Here is a 20,514-nt window from a genome sequence, read left to right on the forward strand (position 1 = left end):
AAAAGAGCAAGAGTGCGCTGGATATCAAGATATTATTGCACAAGGGGAACAAAGGCTTGTTAAAAAAACTCAAAAAGTATCGCAGGAATGGTTGAAACAATGGGATGAGGGAGTAAGGCTATGGGAAAGAGACGTACTGGGGATAAAAAATCCTAGGGAAGATATGAAAGTCGGTGGAGATCGGCTTCCATTTGTAAAGGATATTTGTGTTCGAGGGGAGCACGAAGTGCGTTTATTGTACAAACAAGCACTCGAAAAAAAACTTACTTATGAACATTACAAAAAAATATGTAGTCTCTTGGATACCTCGTATTTTAGGAAATTTTTTGTAAAAGCAGTGCGATTAATGAGAAAGAATGGAATAACTCTGCAAAAGTTTGTAGATCCTCTTACGAACAAAAAACGGAGTCAACCTACGATGTTATTACTTCATTGGTGGTTATATGTTCTTGATGATATGATTACAGCTGAATGCAAACAGCACCAAAAGGAAAACTCTACAGGGGAGGATAAAAAGAAAAAATTTACAGATACTTTGTGGGACAACATATCTATAAGTACAGAACACGAAGAGATAGAGGAAATGCTAAAGCTTTCGGAATCTTGGTCTGGTGAGTGTATTTTATTATTATATTGTAAAAAGAAAGTGTTGTTGTTGTTGTGTGATTTTTCCAGTGATTATAAGGCGGCAAGAGAAACTTTCATTTACTATAAGAAGCTTATTAAAACAGTGAAAAAAGGCTATGTTGCCTTTGATAATGGTTGCCATTCTGTCACAGTTAGAGATGTAATCAATACTTGTAAAGAGAATGACACAAATAGAGCAAAAGATCTTTCCATAGCTGAGGGGAATCCAACATTTGAAAAAGTTTACAAATTAGGAGCCAGAGAATGGATAAAAGCAGCAAATGAGACATGTGATAACCGATTGATCTTTTGGGAGAAGCTTGTTGAGGAAAAAAAATTAAAAGAAAAATTAAAAATTATCTTCGGTAATGAGAAGATAAAGGCGCTGAAAGAGGTTGTTGAAAAAGATAAAGAGCAGCTTGCAAGTGAAATGCAGAAAGCAATTTTGGAAAACAAAGATTTTTGTTACTATAAATCTCGAGAGTATTTCATAGACTATCTGAGATAATGGTTAAATGAAGGGGGGGGAATGGCTGTATAAATCAATGGATTTGCTAAAATTTCTGTTGTCATGTAGAGGTGAAAACTATGAGAGGCATATGTGATAGCCCTTAGCAGAGAGGGGATATTTTAAATTATAGTCAATCTTTTTTGCTGTGTAGGCGGTGATTTCTTAAGAGAAGTAGGGGAGGATGTTGGCTTCTGATGTCGTTGTTGCTTCTTGGGGCGTTTTGTTGTGATGATATTTTTTTTTGCGAAATATATCGCTACCGCTTTCTTTATCGGTGACAAAACCACCTGCTTCACGAACCATCAGTATTCCAGCAGCCATATCCCAAATTTGCAGGTCATCTCCCCAAAAACCATCGGTTTTTTCTGCGGCGACATAAGCTAAATTCGAGAGCAGCAGCACCAAAACGGCGAAGTTTGGCAACTTCCATCATTATATTGCGTAATTCAATAAGATAGGTTCCATGATTTGGACGACCAAAATGAGGCATTTCCCGTGGCAATGACACAATCTTCTAGTCTACGCCGTGCAGAAACGCGACAGCGTCGGTTATTGAAAAAAGCACCACACCCGCGTTGTGCGGTGAAGAGTTCATCATTCACGGGATTGTAAATGACACCAGCAACGATTTTTCCTTGGCTTTCTAAGGCAATGGAAACAGCAAAAAAAGGAATGCCATGGAGAAAATTTGTGGTGCCATCTCAAAGGGTCAACAATAAAACGGTGTTGTGAATCTTCGCCAATGATTTCTTCTGACTCTTCCATCAGAAAACCAAATTTGAGGCGCGCTTTGCTTAATTCATTGAAAATAATTTTTTCCGCTTTGCGATCTGCTTGGCAGACATAATCTGCTAGATCTTTTCTGAGGTTTAAATGCCTTTTTTGAGGGTTTTTTCTAATTTTAGGCGAATGTGTTCATTGCCGGCAATGATATTTTTTTTGCGGAATATATCGCTACCACCTTCTTTATCGGTGACAAAACCACCTGCTTCACGAACCATCAGTATTCCAGCAGCCATATCCCAAATTTGCAGGTTATCTTCCCAAAAGCCATCGGTTCTTCCAGCAGCAACATAAGCTAAATCAAGCGCAGCAGCACCAAAACGGCGAAGTCCGGCAACCTCTGCCATCACATTACGTAATTCAATAAGATAGGCTCCATGATTTGGGCGACCAAAATGAGGCATGCCTGTGGCAATGACACAATCTTCTAGTCTGCGCCGTGCAGAAACGCGACAGCGGCGGTCATTGAAAAAAGCACCACACCCGCGTTCTGCGGTGAAGAGTTCATCATTCACGGGATTGTAAATGACACCACCAACGATTTTCCCTTGGCTTTCTAAGGCAATGGAAACAGCAAAAAAAGGAATGCCATGGAGAAAATTTGTGGTGCCATCTAAAGGGTCAACAATAAAACGGTGTTGTGAATCTTCTCCAATGATTTCTTCTGACTCTTCCATCAGAAAACCAAATTTGGGGCGCGCTTTGCTTAATTCATTGAAAATAATTTTTTCCGCTTTGCGATCTGCTTGGCTGACATAATCTGCTGGTCCTTTCAAAGACACTTGCAAATTTTGCACTTCACCGTAATCACGTACCAACGAGCGTCCTGCTTTCATTGCAGCTTGCACCATGACATTCATGACTGCAGAATGGGCCATTTTTTATTCCTTTATTTATCTTTTTCATTTGCACGACGCAAATAAATCAACTCATTGGTGTCTACAATGATACGTTCACCAGCATTCATAAAGGGGGGAACAAGAATACGAATCCCGTTTTCAAGAATGGCGGGTTTATAAGAGGAGGTAACCGTTTGTCCTTTGATGGCAGGATCGGCTTCCGCAATCGTGACAGCAACTTGATCAGGAAGTGAGATGCCAATAGGCTTTTCTTGATAAAGTTCAACTGTGACAGTCATCCCATCTTGGAGAAACGCAGCACGTTCACCAACAAAATCCTTTTGGAGTTCAAGTTGTTCATAAGATTCTGAATCCATAAAGACCAAAGCATCCCCTTGTTGATAAAGAAATGTGAAATCCTTTTGTTCAAGGCGCACGCGTTCAACGGTCTCAGCAGCGCGAAATCGTTCATTAAGTTTTGTACCATCAATCAAATTTTTCATTTCAACTTGGTTAAATGCACCACCTTTTCCTGGTTTTACAGCGTTGCATTTAACAGCAACCCATAAACTTCCTTGATGTTCGATCACATTACCAGGGCGAATTTCATTGCCATTAATTTTCATCGTTTCTATCCAATTCTATTCTTGCAAAAAGAACTCTCTTGTTGTCTTTATGGCGCTTTTCTTTGCTGCCTTTAACAGTCAAGCTCTTTTGTTATTTTCGGGCTAAAATCCCTTTGATTAACCTTGCGGCTCTCTCATGGTCCTGTGTGCTCTTTATGGGCTTTCTCCTGCTTTTTGCAAAGAGAAAAGCTTAAGTAAAAAAGGACCTTTATGTATTTTTGCTTTTCAGTTCTTTGCAAGACCATAAAAAGCGCTCAGACGCAAGCTTTTTAAAAATTTGCACAAAAATTTTTTAGAATTTTTGGGGAAATTTATCCCGTTGTGTCGTAAAATATCATCATTGATGGCAATGATATAATTGATGGTAATGATATAAGTTCCCTAAAACCATGAGGTGTTTTTAATTAAGAATATGTGAATACGGAGTTTATTATGAGTGTCTCATGGGATAGAGCGTGGTGTGTGTTATCGCGGGGTGTTCGTTTGTATTCTTATCAGAGATCAGCTGTAAAAAGGCTTTCTGTTTTATCGAGGTTAGGACTCTAAATTTTTTGAGAAGCAGGTATTTTTCTGTACTTGATGCGATTTCATCATGAGAGTACGGGGGCTGTTGTTTTGTTAAGATATCAGCATAGAAAAAGGAAAGTAGAACATTTAAGATATCGGCCATTTCTTTTAAACGCCCTGCGCTGACACGATTTAATCCGTTTTCATATTTCTGGATTTGTTGGAAAGTGGCACCTAAATGTTAACCTAATGTTTTTTGAGACATTTTTAGCATTTTTCGTCTCAAACGAATTTTTTGCCAATGAATTTGCCACTGAAAATGTCGTTATAAGGATTTTACCAAGACCCTAGAAAATGCTACACGGGATATAGAAAACTCTTCAGCTGCTTCAATCACAGATAGTCCAAGTTTTGCATTTACATCTTCGCGTAACAATTCACTAGGGTGTGGGGCATTTTCATTATTTTTAGTATTCTTCTTTTCTTAAATCTTAAAGCTATAATTTACACTATTTTGTATTGTCACAATCTATAATAAAATTTATCCACTCTGGCTAAAAATGAGGTTTTTTATTGAGGTGCAAATCTCTTTGCCTTTCGCAAGAGCTTTTAAGTCTTTACGTGTAAAATATAGAGAATGTTTACATTAAATAGCGGGTTCATCTGGGCTGAGTACTTATATGAGCACGTAGTTCTCCGTTCACACTATACTGAAAAAGAGACACTATAGTGCTACTATTTAATTTTATTCTATACCTCAAATTCACACCCATGTTTTGTTGCTTTTGAGGTTGATCTGTATAGATCACATTATATCCATTCCGTCGCAACAGATTGATAAATAAAGGAGTAAAGTTGTCTGCTGTATTATTTTTCTTTATAAGAAATGTGGTTGTAGCTGGTGGTAGAGGTCTCTTGATATCGCTAATAAATTTGTTAGCGACTAATTGTGCCTGACGCTTTGTAAGACTTTGATCAACATAATTTGATGAATAATTGCCTACAGATGCGCAACCAGCCACCAACACAACCGGTGACAGCAATAAATATTTTAACATCTTTAATTCCCCTTACTTATTGTTGCTCTTTATTTGCGAAGCTCCTCTTCCAGAAATAAGAGCAACTTTACTTATAGCACATTAACAACATATCGGTATCTAATCAATCGGTTAATTAATCAATGAATAATGGTTTCAGCTGTAAAGGCTGCTTGAAGTGCTTCTGGTGGCGTATATTTTAATAAACAGCTGCTTTTAGTGATTATGATAAAAAAGCAATTTTTTGCGTTTGCATGTTAAGATCATGTCCTCTATCACCATTATAAAATGATGTGTTAAGTGTTATTCCAGATTGATCAAAAAAATTTTCAAGCATTGCTTTTTGAGGGATGTCTTTTTTTAAATACGTATGAATGCTTATCCTGTTTGCTGTAAAATACTATCGTTTGAGGTGTGGTGCTATAAGGTATCAAATTTTGCACATGTGATGTTTTTATGAGAGTGTGTGGTGAATATTTGAGGGAGCTTGTCCGGATAATCTTGTGAAATGAACCACATAAAATGGGAAGCTAAAAGAGTTCTGTTCTGAGAAGACGGATTGTTTCCCAACTGGATAGGGAAGGGGCTTCTGTCCTTTGAGGGGTGGGAGGCAAGTCAAGAATAGAGAGTGTAGCGCCCTATATTATGATGTTAAAAGCTTTCATTTTGATCAGAGAGTAATTGTAAAATGGCTCTTTGTTTTATCGAGGTTAGAACTCTAAATCTTTTGAGCAGCAGGTATTCTTCTGTACTTGATGCGATTTCATCATGAGGGTATGGGGGCTGTTGTTTTGCTGAGGTGTCCGCATAGAAAAAAACAAGTGGAACATTTAAGATATCGGCAATTTCTTTTAAACGCCCTGCGCTGACACGATTTAAGCCGTTTTCATATTTCTGGATTTGTTGGAAAGTAACACCTAAATGTTGACCTAATGTTTTTTGAGACATTTTTAGCATTTTTCGTCTCAAACGAATTTTTTTGCCAATGAAAATGTCGTTATCAAGATTTCTGGCTCGCATTTTAAAGCCCCCGCCGGTTGCGAGCGCCCTCGCGTTGGTATTCCGGGAGTCTAAAAACACTGAACTCAAATCAGCATTTTGCTTTTAGTGCTGAAAGCACTTGGACATAGCAAAATCTCCCGGAATCCCGGGATACCCGCAAAGCGGGGTCAATTCATGTTTGAGTTTTCGGGTTTTTAGATCCCTATTGGTCGTTGCGTATGCGACCAAGACACTTTTCAAGTCATAAAGTAATTTTAGGAAATTTACAATAAAAAATAGCTTTTTACTGAGAGGCGGCGTGTTTTTCGTCCAAGAAAAAAGAATGAAAAAATAGAGCTTTCGGAATTTTCAGGATAGCCTAGCTCTTTTGCTTATTGGGTATTGTTTGCTTAAGCAAATGATACCAGTGCGTTTTCTTTACCAATGAAAATGTCGTTATCAAGATTTTTGGCTCGCATTTTAAAGCCCCCTCCGAGTGCGAGCGTCCTCGCGTTGGTATTCCGGGAGCTTGAAAATACTGAACTCAAATCAGCCTTTTTGCTTTTAGTGCTTAAAGCACTTGGACAGAGCAAAATCTCCCGGAATTTCTATAAATTTTATCTTTTTGATGCAGAGAGGAGTATTTTAAAAAACAGGAAGGAGCTTTATTGCTTCTTTGTGCGCTTTTTCTAGTTGTGCCTTATCCATGCCTTGGAGCATTATTTCAAGATCAGGAGCTTGCATTTTTGCCTCCTTTGCGAGCATATACCATGCCGCTGCCATTATTATATCGCCTTTTGTTCCTGTGCCATCTCGATAAAGCCTTGCAAGGGAAATCTGTGCTGGTGCTACCATGTTGATCGCATTTCTTTGAAGTAAATGAAAAGCACGCTGAAAATCTGTTTCTCCTCCACGCCCCTGTACAAGCCATTGTGCTAAATGAAGTTGAGCTTTTAAGTGGTTGTTTTGAGCCGCTACCTCCATGAGCTTGCGGGCATTGCGATCATCTTTTGGTCGCTTTAACGTGCCTAAGGAAAGAATTTTTGCAGCAGAAAAAGCAGCATCAGCATCCCCAAGAGCAGCACCTTTTAAGTACCATTTTAAGGCTTGCTCTATTGCTTCATTTTCACGACTTTGGGAAGAAACACCAGGGAGAGCTTGTTTTTCCTGTGAGGCTTTATAAAGAAGCAGTTGTCCATAATAAAAATAGGCTTCCTTGACGCCTGCTTTGACAGCTTTTTGAATGAATTGCGCACCAAGTCCTTGATTTTGTTTTATAAAGTTACCATCAAACAACATAAGTCCATAGCGTAGTTGTGCTTGGGGTTCCCCCTGTTTTGCAGCGCGTTCAAACCATAAAGCAGCACGCGCACCGTCAATAGGAACAGCACATCCTTCCATATAAATTCGGGCAAGAAGAGTTTGTGCAAAAGGATCATTTTTTTCAGCACGTCGGAGTGCTTCACGAAAAGCTTTTAAATAATAACCTTGGATGTAATAGTCATAGGCTTGGTCATAGTCTCCAGCTTTTAAGGGCTGAAAGGGTTCTTGAGTGTTTGAAGCTTCTTGAATCGTATTGAAAGAGCTTTCAGAATTTGAGATTTCTTCAGTGTTTCCCGCTGAAATTACAGCAGAACTTGCAAGCCCAATCACGCCTAAGATAAGCAGCTTCACGCTTCTCTTGATCATGGTGTTTTCTCCTCATTACCGATCAGAATTTTCACATTTTTTTTTCATCATTACAAGCCGTATAAGAATCTCATTTCTATATTACTTTTTATCTCTCAGTTTTTCGTCTTGGTTCAAGGTAGGGTTGGGTAAGTTAAAAAAGTAGCATAAATGTCGACGAGAGACAGACTGTTTAAAACAGTTCTGTTAAAAATAATACAGTCCTGTTAAAAATAATAATGATGAGGGGTTATCGTATGTAAAGATGCTTATCTTCTATTATATCAATGGCTTATCCACATAAAATGAAAAAATGCTTACAATGGAGGTTGCTTTTAAAAATACGTATGAATGCTTATGAATAGCGCACGCTATTCATGTGATGTTAGCTTGCATTCTCATCAGAGATCAGCTGTAAAAAGGCTTTCTTTTTTACCGTTGTTAGAATTCTAAATCTTTTGAGCAGCAGGTATTCCTCTGTGCTTGATGCGATTTCATCATGGTGGTATGGTGACTGCTGTTTTGTTAAGATATCGGCATAAAAAAAGGAAAGTGGAACATTCAAGATATCGGAAATTTTCTTTAATCGCCCTGCGCTGACACGGTTTAAGCCGTTTTCATATTTTTGAATTTGTTGGAAGCTTACGCCTAAAGCGTGCCCTAAAGTTGTTTGAGATATTTTTAGCATTTTTCGTCTCAAACGAATTTTTTTGCCAATGAAAATATCAATATTAAGATTTTGAGATTGCATTTTTCCCCGCCGGTTGCGAGCGCCCTCGCATGAGTATTCCGGGAGCTTGAAAGTACTGAAATCTAATCAGCTTTTTTTGCTTTTAGTGCTTAAAGCACCTGGACATAGCAAAAACTCCCGGAATTCCGGGATACCCACAAAGTGGGGTAAATTCATGTTTAGATTTTCGGGCTTTCAAGACCCTCTTGGTCGTTGCGTATGCGACCAAAACACCGTTTAATTCATAAAGTAATTTTAGGAAATTTACAATAAAAATTAAAATAGTGTCTCTTAACGTGTCGTTTCTTAAAATGGAGGGGTGGCATGTTTTGCATTCAAGCAATAAAGTGTTCACAAAGGGGACTTTGAATAGCGCACGCTATCCGTGTGATGTTAGCTTGCATTCTCATCAGAGATCAGCTGTAAAAAGGCTTTCTTTTTTACCGTTGTTAGAATTCTAAATCTTTTGAGCAGCAGGTATTCCTCTGTGCTTGATGCGATTTCATCATGGTGGTATGGTGACTGCTGTTTTGTTAAGATATCGGCATAAAAAAAGGAAAGTGGAACATTCAAGATATCGGAAATTTTCTTTAATCGCCCTGCGCTGACACGATTTAAGCCTTTTTCATATTTTTGAATTTGTTGGAAGCTTACGCCTAAAGCGTGCCCTAAAGTTGTTTGAGACATTTTTAGCATTTTTCGTCTCAAACGAATTTTTTTGCCAATGAAAATATCATTATCAAGATCTTTGGTTCGCATTTTAAAGCCCCCGCCGGTCGCGAGCGCCCTCGCATGAGTATTCCGGGAGCTTGAAAGTACTGAAATCTAATCAGCTTTTTTTGCTTTTAGTGCTTAAAGCACCTGGACATAGCAAAAACTCCCGGAATTCCGGGATACCCACAAAGTGGGGTAAATTCATGTTTAGATTTTCGGGCTTTCAAGACCCTCTTGGTCGTTGCGTATGCGACCAAAACATCTTTTAATTCATAAAGTAATTTTAGAAAATTTACAATAAAAATTAAAATAGTGTCTCTTAACGTGTCGTTTCTTAAAACAGGGAGTTGGCATGTTTTGCATTCAAGCAATAAAGTGTTCACAAAGGGGACTTTGAATAGCACACACTATCGCGTTATGTTAGCTTGCATTCTCATCAGAGATCAGTTGTAAAAAGGCTTTCTTTTTTACCGTTGTTAGAACTCTAAATCTTTTGAGCAGCAGGTATTCCTCTGTGTTTGATGCGATTTCATCATGATGATATGGGGGCTGTTGTTTTGTAATGATATCGGCATAAAAAAGGCAATGGGAACATTCAAAATATCAGAAATTTCCATTAAACGCCCTGCGCTGACACGATTTAAGCCGTTTTCATATTTTTGAATTTGTTGGAAAGTGACACCTAAAGCGTGTCCTAAAGTTGTTTGAGACATTTTTAGCATTTTTCGTCTCAAACGAATTTTTTTGCCAATGAAAATATCATTATCAAGATCTTTGGTTCGCATTTTAAAGCCCCCGCCGGTCGCGAGCGCCCTCGCATGAGTATTCCGGGAGCTTGAAAATACTGAGTTCTAGTCAGCCTTTTTGCTTTTAGTGCTTAAAGCACCTGGACATAGCAAAAACTCCCAGAATTCCGGGATACCCACAAAGTGGGCTCATCTTTACGCTAGAACTTAGGGTTTTCAAGGCCCCTTTTGGTCGTTGCGTATGCGACCAAAACATCTTTTAATTCATAAAGTAATTTCAGGAAATTTACAATAAAAATTAAAATAGTGTTTTTCTCGTGAGAGGTATTGCGTTTTTCATCAAATCAAATGGAGTTAGGAAATTTACGGCGGGCGTGTACTACGGTTAAAATCTCAATTTATTTTGCAGCTACTCGATACAATATAAGATAATTTGGATGCGCTATGATTTCCCGCAATCTTAGCACTCTCTCACTTTGACAATATAGGTACGGATGCTCGGACAATGGTAGTATACAAGCTTCTTTTAAAATTGAAAAAATCTCTCCCATTTTAATATGCAAGAAGTTGTTTCAAACCCTTCCTAGGTGTTGTGTATGCGATAAAAAACATTTGCTCAATGATTAAAGTGATTATAGGGGGAATAAAGTGATTTTAGGAGATTGCAGTAAAAATGAAAAAAGTTTTTTTAACTTACAGCTTTTTAATGAGAGGCGGAGAGCCTCTCATTAAAGCAAAGCATAGTTATTTTACTACTATAATTTTCACATCCTAATGACAATTAATGGTGCTTGATTTTACCGTAAGCGAGAGGATAATTCTTCCTGATATTCATATTGGCTTTTAAAACTAATATCAAAATTAAAACGATCTTTACAATTTTTCACAAAAGTTTCTCTTGCATGTACACAGCGTATAAAATTATCTCCTTTTTTTAATCCTAATATTGAGAAAGCTTCATTAAGCAAGTCGTCTCGTTGTTGCCACAAATCTTCTAAATTTTGTATAAGGCTTCCAGGATCAGCTACAGAGATTGAAGTTTCTAGGTGCTTTCGCAAGTTTTCTAAATTTTGTATAGGGCTTTCAGGATTTATGGGGAATGAAACCGCATTTTCTAATGTGCGCGCTACAATACCATGATTTTGAAATATACTATATATACTCTCTGCATATTTTTTAGCTATTAAAGATGGAATATCACTAGATATACCATTTCTAAGAATGACAATATTCTCTTTATTAATTATTTTTGAATAGCCACTCCCACTGCATTTGTATTCTGTTGGTTCTCCTTCTTGTAAGTGAGCTTCACATGGTAACAGTAAAAACCCCTGTGTTTCATCCTCAAAAAGACCTAACATGCCATGTTTAAAAAGACTTTTCTCTATATAGAAAGGTGAAAATACGTTTTCAAAATAGTTACATTTCCAATAAAATCTTGAAATAAATGAATTATAAATATAGTCAAAATCAATATTTTTTGTATTTTTCATTTGCTCTCCTTTTTAATTTAAAAACTGTATTATACAGTTTTTTATTGATAAAATTTGTTGAATAATAATTTATGCAACAATAACTCATGTAATTACTGTTAATTACATTTACAATATCCCTTAATTAAAAATTATTTATTTTTATATTAAGTAATCTATAACTACTACTACTACTACTATTATTATTATTATTATTAATTATTGTTATTGTTATTGTTATTGTTATTGTTAGTAACTAAAATCTCTAATTTAATTTGAGACAGTGTACTGTTTTTTTGAAAGTGCTTTGGTTTTTCCCTTATTTTTATCATTTTAAGTATCATCAGGGGGTTGTCGTTCCCCAAAATCACTTCTTCTACAGCAATGAATTCATATGTGGTGTTTAAGATTTTATCAAAGAGTGCAAAATTGCTTCCTGCTTGAACTATGGCAGGGATTTTCGTAGCTTTTGCTTATCGCTATGTTCACTGGGTATTGCATGAGTGAGTGTATGGGGTTTTATCAGCGGCTTATGTATGTCTCCTATATTACAAGGGGGTGTTCTCACATTTTTCTTGCATTGTTTTAAGCAGTATTAAGGGGTTGTCGTTCCCCAAAATGACTTCTTCTACAGCAATGAATTCACATCCAGTCTTTAAGACTTCATCAAAGGTTGAAAAATCGCTTCCTGCTTGGATAATGGCGGGGGTTTGCATAATTTCTGCCCACCATGTTGCTAACTGGAGATTGCGGGGGTGCGCTTGGGGTTTTTTATCAGCACCGAGTTTTCCAAAGAACAGGTAATCAACACCTGTTTCCGCTGCAAGCATAGCACTATGGCGATTGCGTAGATTGCCAAAGCCTATGATTTTTTGTTCCTTTTGCTGATTTTTGAAGCTTTCAAGAGCGTTAAGATCATCTTCTATGTGCAATCCATCAGCCTTTATGCGCCCAGCAATGCGGCTGTCATCAGCGATGAGAAGGGCTGCGTCATGATGTTGAATATCTTCTGCGTAAGTTTGTGCTTGTTGTTGTAAAAAAGAGCCATCATCTTTCAACTTTTCAGAATCATAGAGGATGACGCATGCAAAAGACTTTGTTTGCAAAATTTGCTGCAAAAATGTGTGTGGGGTGTTGCGCCGAACATCAAGTGTTAAAATCAACTGAGGGAAAAGAGGTGGATCAATTGGTTTATTTTTTTGTTGTGTCATGTCAAATCCCTATTTCTTAGAAAAAATAATGCTTAAAAATTAAAGTTTCATTCTATTATGCTTATTTGTGATAAAAGTGCCCACCATTTTCACGTAATTTAAAGGATTTGTGGGTGTGTGGGAGCCTGCTTATGAGAAATGAAAGTGTTTTTAAGCATAATATGTTGCCTTTTTGTTGTGATACACGTATGGACGCTTTTCGTTCTTTTGCCTTTAAAAAACTTTTGCCTTTTAAAAAATAAACGCTTAAAATGAAACTTGACACTTAAAGATTAAAATTTCATCCTGTTCATGCTTGTTGGCAATAAGGGTAAGCACCATTTTTATGGGACTTCAAGGGGGGTGTGACGTGTGGGAGTCCACTGATGAAATACCAAGGTATTCTTGAGCATAATACTCAACCTTTTCGCCGTGATACACGTATTGATGTTTTTCGTTCTTTAGCCTTATTGACGATTTTCATCAACCATATTCCCAGAACGATCTATGAGTCTTTTACTCATAGAAATTTCGGTTTTTCTGATTGTGCAGAAGTGTTTGTTTTGCTTTCAGGGATTGCTCTTGGGTTAAGCTTTCATGGACGGTTACAGCAAAAATCCTTTGCTTTTATTATCCGAAAACTTTGGTACAGAGCTCTGCAGCTCTATGGTGCATATCTTTTTACTACTTTTGTCACGTTAAGTCTTTTTTTTGCTGCCTTTTTATTATGGAAAACAGAAAAACTTTTATCGATGAACAATGTGGGACTCTTTTTTAAAGAGCCTGGTATCGCATTTTTGAGTACCTTAAGCTTTGGGCATCAATTGGGATATAATAATATTCTTCCTCTTTATATCGTTTTGATGTTTTTTGCGCCTTTTATCCTTTATTTGAGTTGTAAGCAGACAAAATGGCTGCTTTTGGGCTCCTTTACACTGTATCTTATCTGCGGATTTTATAAAATTGCTCCTCCTTCTTATCCTTTAAAGGGAAAGTGGTTTTTAAATCCTTTGTCTTGGCAATTCTTATTTGTCATAGGATTGACCAGTACTTTAGCGCTTAAACAAGGAAAAAAAATCGCTTTTCAGTCTTTTTGGATTGTTTGTGCGGCAGCGTATCTCTTGTTGGCGCTGTTATGGGTTCGCTTAAACTGGTGGGGCATTTTGGGGTGGCTTGGCTGGTCTTCCCCATTGTTGAACTTTAATAAAACCTTTTTAAGCTTGCCACGTTTACTCCATGTTCTTGCATTAGCCTTTCTCATTCTTTCTTTGCCGTGCATCAATAAATGGTTTTATGTCTCTCAGAAACATCCTTTAGCAATTTTAGGAAAACATAGTTTACCGGTCTTTGTAACGGGAACCATTTTTGCGATGTTTGGACAAATTATAAAAACAGTGATGACAGAAACGTTTTTTTCCGATACCCTCTTAATAATAACGGGTATTGCTTTGCAATTTGGAGTCGCTTATTATTGTGAAAAACGGCAATCTTGGCAGTGGTCATTTTCAAGGAAAATGATCCGTTTATAAAAAACATTCCTATAGTGTTTGTTGGGCACGTTAACCTTAGTATAAAAAGTGCGTTGCGCAAAAAAATTAAAAGAGGTAGCAGTTTTAAAAAAAGCGTTCTATACAGCAACAAAAGAAACTTTTTAATACTCTGTTCGTTGAGTGGTATAATTTTGTGCTGATACTTGGAGTATAAAAGCGTGAGTGTACATAAACGTCCATATGATGAACCTATTATCATGATTGAGCATAATGCTTTTGAAAATGCTTTTAATCGTCTCTATGAAGAAACAATGGCGCTGATTGAAAAAACCGCAGCGTATATTGACTCAGAAGGGAAATTAGTAGCACGCTCTCTTTCGGCAGAGGTTTCTGCAATCTATGCAAAAGAGGCTATGTATTTAAGTACACGACTTATGCAAATCGCTTCTCAACTCCTTCTTCTTCGCGCAGAGCGTGAAGGGGAAATGTCATCAGAACAAATAAAAAAAGAAATTGTAAAAGTGTCACTTCATACACCGACATTGGAACTTGAAACCCCGCATTGGCATGAATTGCCAGAAATTTTTCGCCAATTTGTTTCTCATTCATTGCGTTTAGAAGCGCGGATAACCTATATGCGTGCTGGGTGGGAAACTGCGGCCTCCTGTGCTCTAGAAGATGATAATCCAGTGGGAAAACAAATCGAATTGCTCAAAACAGCCTTTGGGCGTTCTTAGAGGTACTCCCCTTGCTTTGTGCGAAGGGGAAATGTCATCAGAACAAATAAAAAGAAATTGTAAAAGTGTCACTTCATACACTGAGCATTGGAACTTGAAACCCCGCATTGGCATGAATTGCCAGAAGTTTTTCGCCAATTTGTTTCTCATTCATTGCGTTTAGAAGCGCGTATAGCGTATATGCGTGCTGGGTGGGAAACTGCAGCCACCTGTGCTCTAGAAGATGATAATCCAGTAGGAAAACAAATCGAATTGCTTAAAACAGCTTTTGGGCGTTCTTAGTGGTATTTTCTTGCTTTGTGCGAAGGGGAAATGTCATCAGAACAAATAAAAAAAGAAATTGTAAAAGTGTCACTTCATACACCAATATTGGAAAATTTCCCTTTTATTGGCATGAATTGCCAGAAGTTTTTCGCCAATTTGTTTCTCATTCATTGCGTTTAGAAGCGTGCATTTTTTTCATTTAGAGATGCTGCTGTAGTTTAAGCACTTTGGTCAATAAGCGGCGGCTTTATCTTGAACGATGATAATCCAGTGGGAAAACAAATCGAATTGCTCAAAACAGCCTTTGGGCGTTCTGAGAATAATAGCTCCTTGCTTCTTTCTTGCGATATTTAGAGCAGTATACCCATTTTTTTTACAACCGAAATTTCACAACTAAAACTAATCTAGAGTGCTTTTTTCTGCCTAATTTCTATTTGAGCGTAGGAAATATCTTGAGCTTATAGCTGAAGGGTATAGGTATTGATTTCGAATATGGCATGGGATGGAGTATGGTTGGTTTTGTGGGAAATCGGCTTTGGTTGATTGCAGTTGGAACACTTTCTGTTGATCTATCGTGTGACTTTGTTTTGGTTATGATAATGATCTGGCTCTAAGATAGAGTAGGGGCTTGTACATCAATTTATTTATGCTCTATAATTTATGCCTATAAAGTTGCTGTAAAGCGTGTGTTAATGAGGATGATACACATTGTTACAGTTTTTGGGCTTCTTTTGTTTTGAATGGAAGGTATTTTCCTTCGCGTAAAATAAAATATCCAAAATAAAGTGCCATATAGTGCCATATAATGAATGTCCCATGGGTTCCTTGTGCCCCTATGCATGTTCCTCTCTATGAAATGTCCCTCTCTACGCAATGTCATTGTGGTGTGATGAGTATATTCAAAAATATTTCTCAGTTCTTATTCATATCCGTTGAGCCTCTCTCATCTTTATGCTTGCAAAGGAGAAAGCCGGCACTATCATCATCTTTGCCAGTCCCCAATGTTGCGGCAGCCTTTGGAACTTGAGACAATTCATTAGAAGCATTATTTTTAGTCCTTTCTTGTACAGTTTCACTCTATACGGCAATCCCACGTTTCATATGTAAGAGAATGGTTTTGATTGCTTCAATATAAACAGATTTGTAATGAGAAAATCTTAGGATATTCGGGATTCTTATGCAACATACAAAATAATTAATTATCTTTATAAATCAACGTTTTGTCGTGTTATGGTAGCGTCATGCTATAATGTAAAAAGTTTTCGCAAAGTGTGTAGCATCTGTTTCATAGCCTTTTTATACTTATGAATGTGCAATCCAGCACTGATCTATTTTCTCGCTTGCGATGTTTAACCGTTATGGCATTGGAAATGATATAGAAAGGGAATTTTTATGCTTTAGAGGGTGCTTGATAGGGTGCTTGCTTGTGATGTGTGAATGGTTTTGATTGATTTCAGTTATGCTTCATAAAGATGCTGTTCGTTGCGTGTTATAATTGTATAAATTTGGGGGGATGATTATCTTTTTACTGGTTTTGTCTTGGGTTGTTGTTTTCTTTGTGGTCTTGTCTTTATTCACATCTTTATTCACAGGGGGGAAAAGTGTATAGACTGTAGTTTATGGCAGAGACGATTCGTATTATAGGCATTGATCCCGGATTACGGCGTACAGGGTGGGGCGTTATCGATGTTGCGGGTAATCGTCTTCAGTTTATTGCAGCAGGGACGGTTTCTTCTGATGTAAAGTGTGAGCTGGCTTCCAGACTATGTCAGATCCACAAAGGTCTTTCAGAGGTTGTGCATCAATTTATGCCCCATGAAGCCGCTGTAGAACATGTGTTTGTCAATAAAGATGCTACAGCAACTTTAAAACTTGGGCAAGCACGTGCAATTGCATTGCTGGTTCCTGCGCAAGCCAATCTTCCTGTTTTTGAATATGCGCCCAACAAAGTGAAAAAATCGGTTATTGGTGTTGGACATGGGGCTAAAGAACAAATCCATATGATGGTCAAAGTTCTCCTCCCACGGGCTGAATTTGATAGCAGTGATGCGGCTGATGCTCTTGCTCTTGCTCTTTGTCATAGTATGCACCGTAACAGTATTGACCTATCTTATCAGGCAAGGAAGGCGATATGAGTGGGGTGGCAACATGATTGGCAAATTAAAGGGCACTCTTGAACATATCTTTGATGATCATATCCTTCTTGATGTGCACGGTGTGGGTTATGTTGTTTTTGTGTCAAATCGGCTGCGTCCTTCTTTACCCTCTGTTGGGGAGGCGTTAAGCCTTTTTATTGAAACGCATGTTCGGGAAGACGCAATCCGCCTTTTTGGTTTTGCTACAAGAGCTGAACAGGAGTGGTTTTGTCTTCTACAAAATGTTCCTGGAGTGGGGGCAAAGGTTGCTTTGGCAATCTTGGGTACTTTATCGCCAGATGAACTTGCACAGGCTATTGCCTTAAACGATGTTGCGATGATTAGTCGAGCGCCGGGCGTTGGTAAAAAAGTCAGTGAAAGAATTGTGGGTGAGTTGAAAAGTAAAACACTCCCCTTTGAACAAGCGGTCAAGACTGTTTCGGTTTCTCAGCGTGAGATGACCAATCAACCTGCGCATGATGCGCTTTCCGCGTTGATGAAGCTAGGGTTTGAACGGGAGCATGCATCCCGTGCTCTTGCTCTTGCGATGAACGCTCTTGAGGGGGAAACTGTTTCTTCTGCCCTGCTGATCCGCCATAGTCTCAAATTGCTTTCTTCTCCTACTTAAAATCAAGGTAACAATGCATAAAGATGAAGATAAACGCCTTCTGGGTTCCGCCTCCCTTCCTAACGATCCAGATCGTTCCTTAAGACCACAAGTTCTCGATGACTTTATTGGTCAAGAAGCGGCACGGGCTAATTTAAAAATATTTATTGAAGCAGCAAAAACGCGGCAAGAAGCGCTGGATCACGTTTTGTTTGTAGGACCACCGGGGTTGGGAAAAACAACGCTTTCACAGATTATGGCAAAAGAATTAGGCGTTAATTTTCGCTCTACTTCAGGGCCGGTCATCGCTAAAGCAGGAGATTTAGCCGCTCTCTTGACCAATCTTGAAGAACGTGATGTCTTGTTTATTGATGAAATTCATCGCTTAAATCCGGCGATTGAGGAAATTCTTTATCCAGCCATGGAAGATTATCAACTGGATTTGATCATTGGGGAGGGGCCGGCCGCACGCTCGGTGAAAATTGATCTGGCTAAATTTACTTTGGTAGCGGCAACCACACGTTTGGGGCTTTTGACCACACCGCTGAGAGACCGTTTTGGCATCCCAATTCGTCTCAATTTTTATACGATAGAAGAATTGGAATATATTGTGCAGCGTAATGCGCGGCTTTTTGCCGTCAAGATTAGTGATGATGGTGCCCATGAAATTGCACGCCGAGCACGGGGGACCCCTCGTATTGCCGGACGGCTTTTACGGCGCGTTTGTGATTTTGCTTTGGTTAAACAAGCAAAACAAATTGACCAAAAAATCGCCGATGAAGCGCTTTCGCGCCTTGAGGTCGATCATCTTGGTCTTGATCCGCTTGACCGTCGCTACTTGCTTCTGATTGCGGAAACTTTTTTAGGGGGACCGGTGGGGATTGAAACGATTGCTGCTGCTTTATCAGAACCACGCGATGCCATTGAAGATATTGTTGAACCGTATTTGCTCCAACAAGGTTTTATTCAAAGAACTGCTCGTGGACGCATTCTAACTGAAAAGGCTTGGAGCCATTTAGGGCTTTCTGCTCCAGCCTCTACAACGTCTATACAAAGGCGTTCTCAACTTTCTGATGCTCAAGACAATTCATTACTTCAGACGTCTTTATGGGATGGGGAAGATGACTAAGGCATTTCTTCATTAAAAGAAACTATTTGAACATTTTATAGCAAGGTCATAAAATACAAGAGACGTGCTTCCTTTAACATATTCTGGTCGAAAAAGTTTGGCACTATTGAGGGTTTTTTGCTTTTGCTTTCCACAACTTCAACACAAAAATGTGTTCAATCTTTTGATTGATAAACAATTTGCTATATTAGCTATATTAGATGATTTTATGGGGCATGAAGTCGATGACAGAAATAACACCTTTTAAGAGCAATCATACAAACGCTTTTCATAATTTTCAGGTCCGCGTTTATGTTGCTGATACAGATTTTTCCGGTGTGGTTTATCATGCGCGTTATCTTGAGTTTTTTGAACGAGGACGTTCAGAGTTTTTACGAGATGCCGGTTTTAATAATAAGATGTTAGCAGCAGGGGTTGAGGGAGAAAAACTGTTTTTTGTTGTTCGTCATATGGAAATTAATTTTTCAAGACCAGCTAAAATTGATAATCTTTTAGTCGTTAAAACACGTGTTACTCATATCCAAGGGGCACGCTTTTTTATGGAGCAATCTATTTTGCATGAGATGACCACGTTGGTAACAGCCAAAGTTGAAATTGCTCTGATTAATGAGGAGGCAAAACCGCGACGTTTACCCAAAGAACTTTTTGCAAAAATTCTTGGTTAAAAGTATTATTCATTGAACCAGCAGCTTTAGGAGAGATCGGCAGATATAAAGTAATCTACAATCTAAAACTATACATTTATCATAGCCTAAATGTTTTCCAACAAGGTTACACGATACAGCAAAAGAAAACAGCTCAGCTACAACACTACAATAAATTGAAGATGATATTTCACAAAATTAAACACGCCTCATCCATGTTATGATTCAAAATCAATGTTTCATCATCCATTTTCTGTTATAAACTCAAGATATTTTTCTTTCTTTTGAAGAAAGGTTTGTTGGCATCAGAAAACAACAGAAAAGTACAAAAAAAAATAAATAAAAAATGGATTAAGATTTGTTTTTATAAAAATGCACATACCCAGCGCAATATTGCAATAAAGTGATAATAAGCCATTAGGTTGAAAATTGTCTAAAAACGCCCAAAGGGTGTTTTTAAGCAATTTGATTTGTTTTTTTACTGGATTGTCATTTGGCATCACAAGAGCGCGTGTTTCATCCATTTCTATCTATAATGCATCACTTTATGTGCGCTTCTAAGCGTAGTAAATGAGTGAGAGATCAATGTATATAAAGCAGAAATGCATTCTTGATTTAAAGTTTCAAAAGCATATTATTCTATATAATATATTGACTTAGAAAGATAAATTATCACTTCTCACGGGCACAAATTCCAATAGAGGAATAAAATACTTTGCATTTCAAATCTGTTCATGTTGAAACAATTAAAATCATTTGCTTACACATCATAAGAGAGCAATATAAATCATTGAAAAAATTGTAAAAATGTTCCTTATGTATCATTCTCAATGCAATAACGATCAAATATCGCAAGTGAGCAAAGAGAGCGAAGAAGCTGGTTTTCATGAAGTAAAGACGTGAAAAGGCTTTTTTCATATCACAGAAGCTTTTACGTTATACCATAGTGCCAGAGAGATGATAGGCATTGAAAGAGGCAAATTCACAACACAATGAGATTACATGAGACTTACACTAGATTATATAGGACTTGTAGGGGTGCGTGGGGGAGGCGCATTGTTGTGAGGTGTGGTAGGG

At 38.0% G+C, this 20,514-nt stretch carries 16 protein-coding genes and 5 pseudogenes; 8 read left to right on the forward strand and 13 right to left on the reverse strand.

Annotated elements, in window-relative coordinates:
- On the forward strand, window positions 1–1,135 hold a 1,135-nt coding region (locus ACFILD_RS03170; protein WP_375664759.1), incomplete at its 5' end, for a hypothetical protein.
- A 165-nt stretch (window positions 1,136–1,300) separates the two neighbouring features.
- Here the strand turns inward: ACFILD_RS03170 and ACFILD_RS03175 are convergent.
- The 13 genes and pseudogenes from ACFILD_RS03175 to ACFILD_RS03235 all read right to left on the reverse strand — a co-directional run.
- Window positions 1,301–1,999 (reverse strand): annotated as a pseudogene (locus ACFILD_RS03175) (inositol monophosphatase family protein); the annotation flags it as partial.
- A gap of 8 nt (window positions 2,000–2,007) precedes the next feature.
- The gene (locus tag ACFILD_RS03180; RefSeq protein WP_273790481.1) at window positions 2,008–2,799 is read right to left on the reverse strand and encodes an inositol monophosphatase family protein; all 792 of its coding nucleotides are present in this window, start codon (window positions 2,797–2,799) and stop codon (window positions 2,008–2,010) included.
- An 11-nt stretch (window positions 2,800–2,810) separates the two neighbouring features.
- Window positions 2,811–3,386, reverse strand: coding sequence for an elongation factor P (gene efp, locus ACFILD_RS03185; protein WP_015856958.1), 576 nt, complete (start codon window positions 3,384–3,386; stop codon window positions 2,811–2,813).
- 430 nt (window positions 3,387–3,816) lie between these two features.
- A pseudogene (locus ACFILD_RS03190) lies at window positions 3,817–4,200 on the reverse strand (helix-turn-helix domain-containing protein).
- Between the two features lie 352 nt (window positions 4,201–4,552).
- Window positions 4,553–4,951, reverse strand: a complete 399-nt coding sequence (locus tag ACFILD_RS03195; protein ID WP_375658038.1) for a hypothetical protein — start codon at window positions 4,949–4,951, stop codon at window positions 4,553–4,555.
- Window positions 4,952–5,581: 630 nt separating this feature from the next.
- A complete protein-coding gene (locus tag ACFILD_RS03200; protein WP_375664760.1) occupies window positions 5,582–5,950 on the reverse strand; it encodes a helix-turn-helix domain-containing protein in 369 nt (122 codons plus the stop codon).
- A 606-nt stretch (window positions 5,951–6,556) separates the two neighbouring features.
- Window positions 6,557–7,600, reverse strand: coding sequence for a tetratricopeptide repeat protein (locus ACFILD_RS03205; RefSeq protein WP_375637574.1), 1,044 nt, complete (start codon window positions 7,598–7,600; stop codon window positions 6,557–6,559).
- 364 nt (window positions 7,601–7,964) lie between these two features.
- Window positions 7,965–8,330 (reverse strand): helix-turn-helix domain-containing protein, encoded by a 366-nt coding sequence (locus tag ACFILD_RS03210; protein WP_375664761.1) that lies wholly within the window; start codon window positions 8,328–8,330, stop codon window positions 7,965–7,967.
- Between the two features lie 372 nt (window positions 8,331–8,702).
- On the reverse strand, window positions 8,703–9,068 hold the full coding sequence (locus ACFILD_RS03215; RefSeq protein WP_375641837.1) for a helix-turn-helix domain-containing protein: 366 nt from the start codon (window positions 9,066–9,068) through the stop codon (window positions 8,703–8,705).
- A gap of 375 nt (window positions 9,069–9,443) precedes the next feature.
- A pseudogene (locus ACFILD_RS03220) lies at window positions 9,444–9,843 on the reverse strand (helix-turn-helix domain-containing protein).
- A 723-nt stretch (window positions 9,844–10,566) separates the two neighbouring features.
- Window positions 10,567–11,262 (reverse strand): hypothetical protein, encoded by a 696-nt coding sequence (locus ACFILD_RS03225; RefSeq protein WP_375664762.1) that lies wholly within the window; start codon window positions 11,260–11,262, stop codon window positions 10,567–10,569.
- 302 nt (window positions 11,263–11,564) lie between these two features.
- Window positions 11,565–11,714: pseudogene (locus ACFILD_RS03230) on the reverse strand (thiamine phosphate synthase); the annotation flags it as partial.
- A gap of 75 nt (window positions 11,715–11,789) precedes the next feature.
- Window positions 11,790–12,452 (reverse strand): thiamine phosphate synthase, encoded by a 663-nt coding sequence (locus tag ACFILD_RS03235; RefSeq protein WP_375660656.1) that lies wholly within the window; start codon window positions 12,450–12,452, stop codon window positions 11,790–11,792.
- A gap of 365 nt (window positions 12,453–12,817) precedes the next feature.
- Between ACFILD_RS03235 and ACFILD_RS03240 the strand changes: the two genes are divergently transcribed.
- The 7 genes and pseudogenes from ACFILD_RS03240 to ybgC all read left to right on the forward strand — a co-directional run bounded on the left by ACFILD_RS03240 (window position 12,818) and on the right by ybgC (window position 19,458).
- Window positions 12,818–13,960, forward strand: a complete 1,143-nt coding sequence (locus ACFILD_RS03240) for an OpgC family protein (RefSeq protein ID WP_375630931.1) — start codon at window positions 12,818–12,820, stop codon at window positions 13,958–13,960.
- 179 nt (window positions 13,961–14,139) lie between these two features.
- Window positions 14,140–14,658 carry a DUF1465 family protein gene (locus tag ACFILD_RS03245; RefSeq protein WP_375649927.1) on the forward strand — a complete coding sequence of 173 codons (519 nt, stop codon included), beginning with the start codon at window positions 14,140–14,142 and terminating at the stop codon, window positions 14,656–14,658.
- A 22-nt stretch (window positions 14,659–14,680) separates the two neighbouring features.
- Window positions 14,681–14,940 (forward strand): annotated as a pseudogene (locus ACFILD_RS03250) (DUF1465 family protein); the annotation flags it as partial.
- A gap of 1,601 nt (window positions 14,941–16,541) precedes the next feature.
- Window positions 16,542–17,057: a crossover junction endodeoxyribonuclease RuvC gene (ruvC, locus tag ACFILD_RS03255; protein ID WP_273790468.1), complete on the forward strand. Its 516-nt coding sequence runs from the start codon at window positions 16,542–16,544 to the stop codon at window positions 17,055–17,057.
- 13 nt (window positions 17,058–17,070) lie between these two features.
- Window positions 17,071–17,685 carry a Holliday junction branch migration protein RuvA gene (gene ruvA, locus ACFILD_RS03260; protein WP_375611757.1) on the forward strand — a complete coding sequence of 205 codons (615 nt, stop codon included), beginning with the start codon at window positions 17,071–17,073 and terminating at the stop codon, window positions 17,683–17,685.
- Window positions 17,686–17,698: 13 nt separating this feature from the next.
- Window positions 17,699–18,793 (forward strand): Holliday junction branch migration DNA helicase RuvB, encoded by a 1,095-nt coding sequence (gene ruvB / locus ACFILD_RS03265; RefSeq protein WP_273790466.1) that lies wholly within the window; start codon window positions 17,699–17,701, stop codon window positions 18,791–18,793.
- A gap of 224 nt (window positions 18,794–19,017) precedes the next feature.
- Window positions 19,018–19,458, forward strand: coding sequence for a tol-pal system-associated acyl-CoA thioesterase (gene ybgC / locus ACFILD_RS03270; protein ID WP_273790465.1), 441 nt, complete (start codon window positions 19,018–19,020; stop codon window positions 19,456–19,458).
- Window positions 19,459–20,514: the final 1,056 nt, after the last annotated feature.

The sequence above is a fragment of the Bartonella sp. CL162QHHD genome, assembly GCF_042195435.1.
GTDB lineage: Bacteria > Pseudomonadota > Alphaproteobacteria > Rhizobiales > Rhizobiaceae > Bartonella.

What these genes read in the sequence shown, in the direction of transcription:
- ACFILD_RS03180 (WP_273790481.1), bottom strand. Translation starts at nt 2,799, where the DNA reads ATGGCCCATTCTGCAGTCATGAATGTCATGGTGCAAGCTGCAATGAAA.
- efp (WP_015856958.1), bottom strand. Translation starts at nt 3,386, where the DNA reads ATGAAAATTAATGGCAATGAAATTCGCCCTGGTAATGTGATCGAACAT.
- ACFILD_RS03195 (WP_375658038.1), bottom strand. Translation starts at nt 4,951, where the DNA reads ATGTTAAAATATTTATTGCTGTCACCGGTTGTGTTGGTGGCTGGTTGC.
- ACFILD_RS03200 (WP_375664760.1), bottom strand. Translation starts at nt 5,950, where the DNA reads ATGCGAGCCAGAAATCTTGATAACGACATTTTCATTGGCAAAAAAATT.
- ACFILD_RS03205 (WP_375637574.1), bottom strand. Translation starts at nt 7,600, where the DNA reads ATGATCAAGAGAAGCGTGAAGCTGCTTATCTTAGGCGTGATTGGGCTT.
- ACFILD_RS03210 (WP_375664761.1), bottom strand. Translation starts at nt 8,330, where the DNA reads ATGCAATCTCAAAATCTTAATATTGATATTTTCATTGGCAAAAAAATT.
- ACFILD_RS03215 (WP_375641837.1), bottom strand. Translation starts at nt 9,068, where the DNA reads ATGCGAACCAAAGATCTTGATAATGATATTTTCATTGGCAAAAAAATT.
- ACFILD_RS03225 (WP_375664762.1), bottom strand. Translation starts at nt 11,262, where the DNA reads ATGAAAAATACAAAAAATATTGATTTTGACTATATTTATAATTCATTT.
- ACFILD_RS03235 (WP_375660656.1), bottom strand. Translation starts at nt 12,452, where the DNA reads ATGACACAACAAAAAAATAAACCAATTGATCCACCTCTTTTCCCTCAG.
- ACFILD_RS03240 (WP_375630931.1), top strand. Translation starts at nt 12,818, where the DNA reads ATGAAATACCAAGGTATTCTTGAGCATAATACTCAACCTTTTCGCCGT.
- ruvC (WP_273790468.1), top strand. Translation starts at nt 16,542, where the DNA reads ATGGCAGAGACGATTCGTATTATAGGCATTGATCCCGGATTACGGCGT.
- ruvA (WP_375611757.1), top strand. Translation starts at nt 17,071, where the DNA reads ATGATTGGCAAATTAAAGGGCACTCTTGAACATATCTTTGATGATCAT.
- ruvB (WP_273790466.1), top strand. Translation starts at nt 17,699, where the DNA reads ATGCATAAAGATGAAGATAAACGCCTTCTGGGTTCCGCCTCCCTTCCT.
- ybgC (WP_273790465.1), top strand. Translation starts at nt 19,018, where the DNA reads ATGACAGAAATAACACCTTTTAAGAGCAATCATACAAACGCTTTTCAT.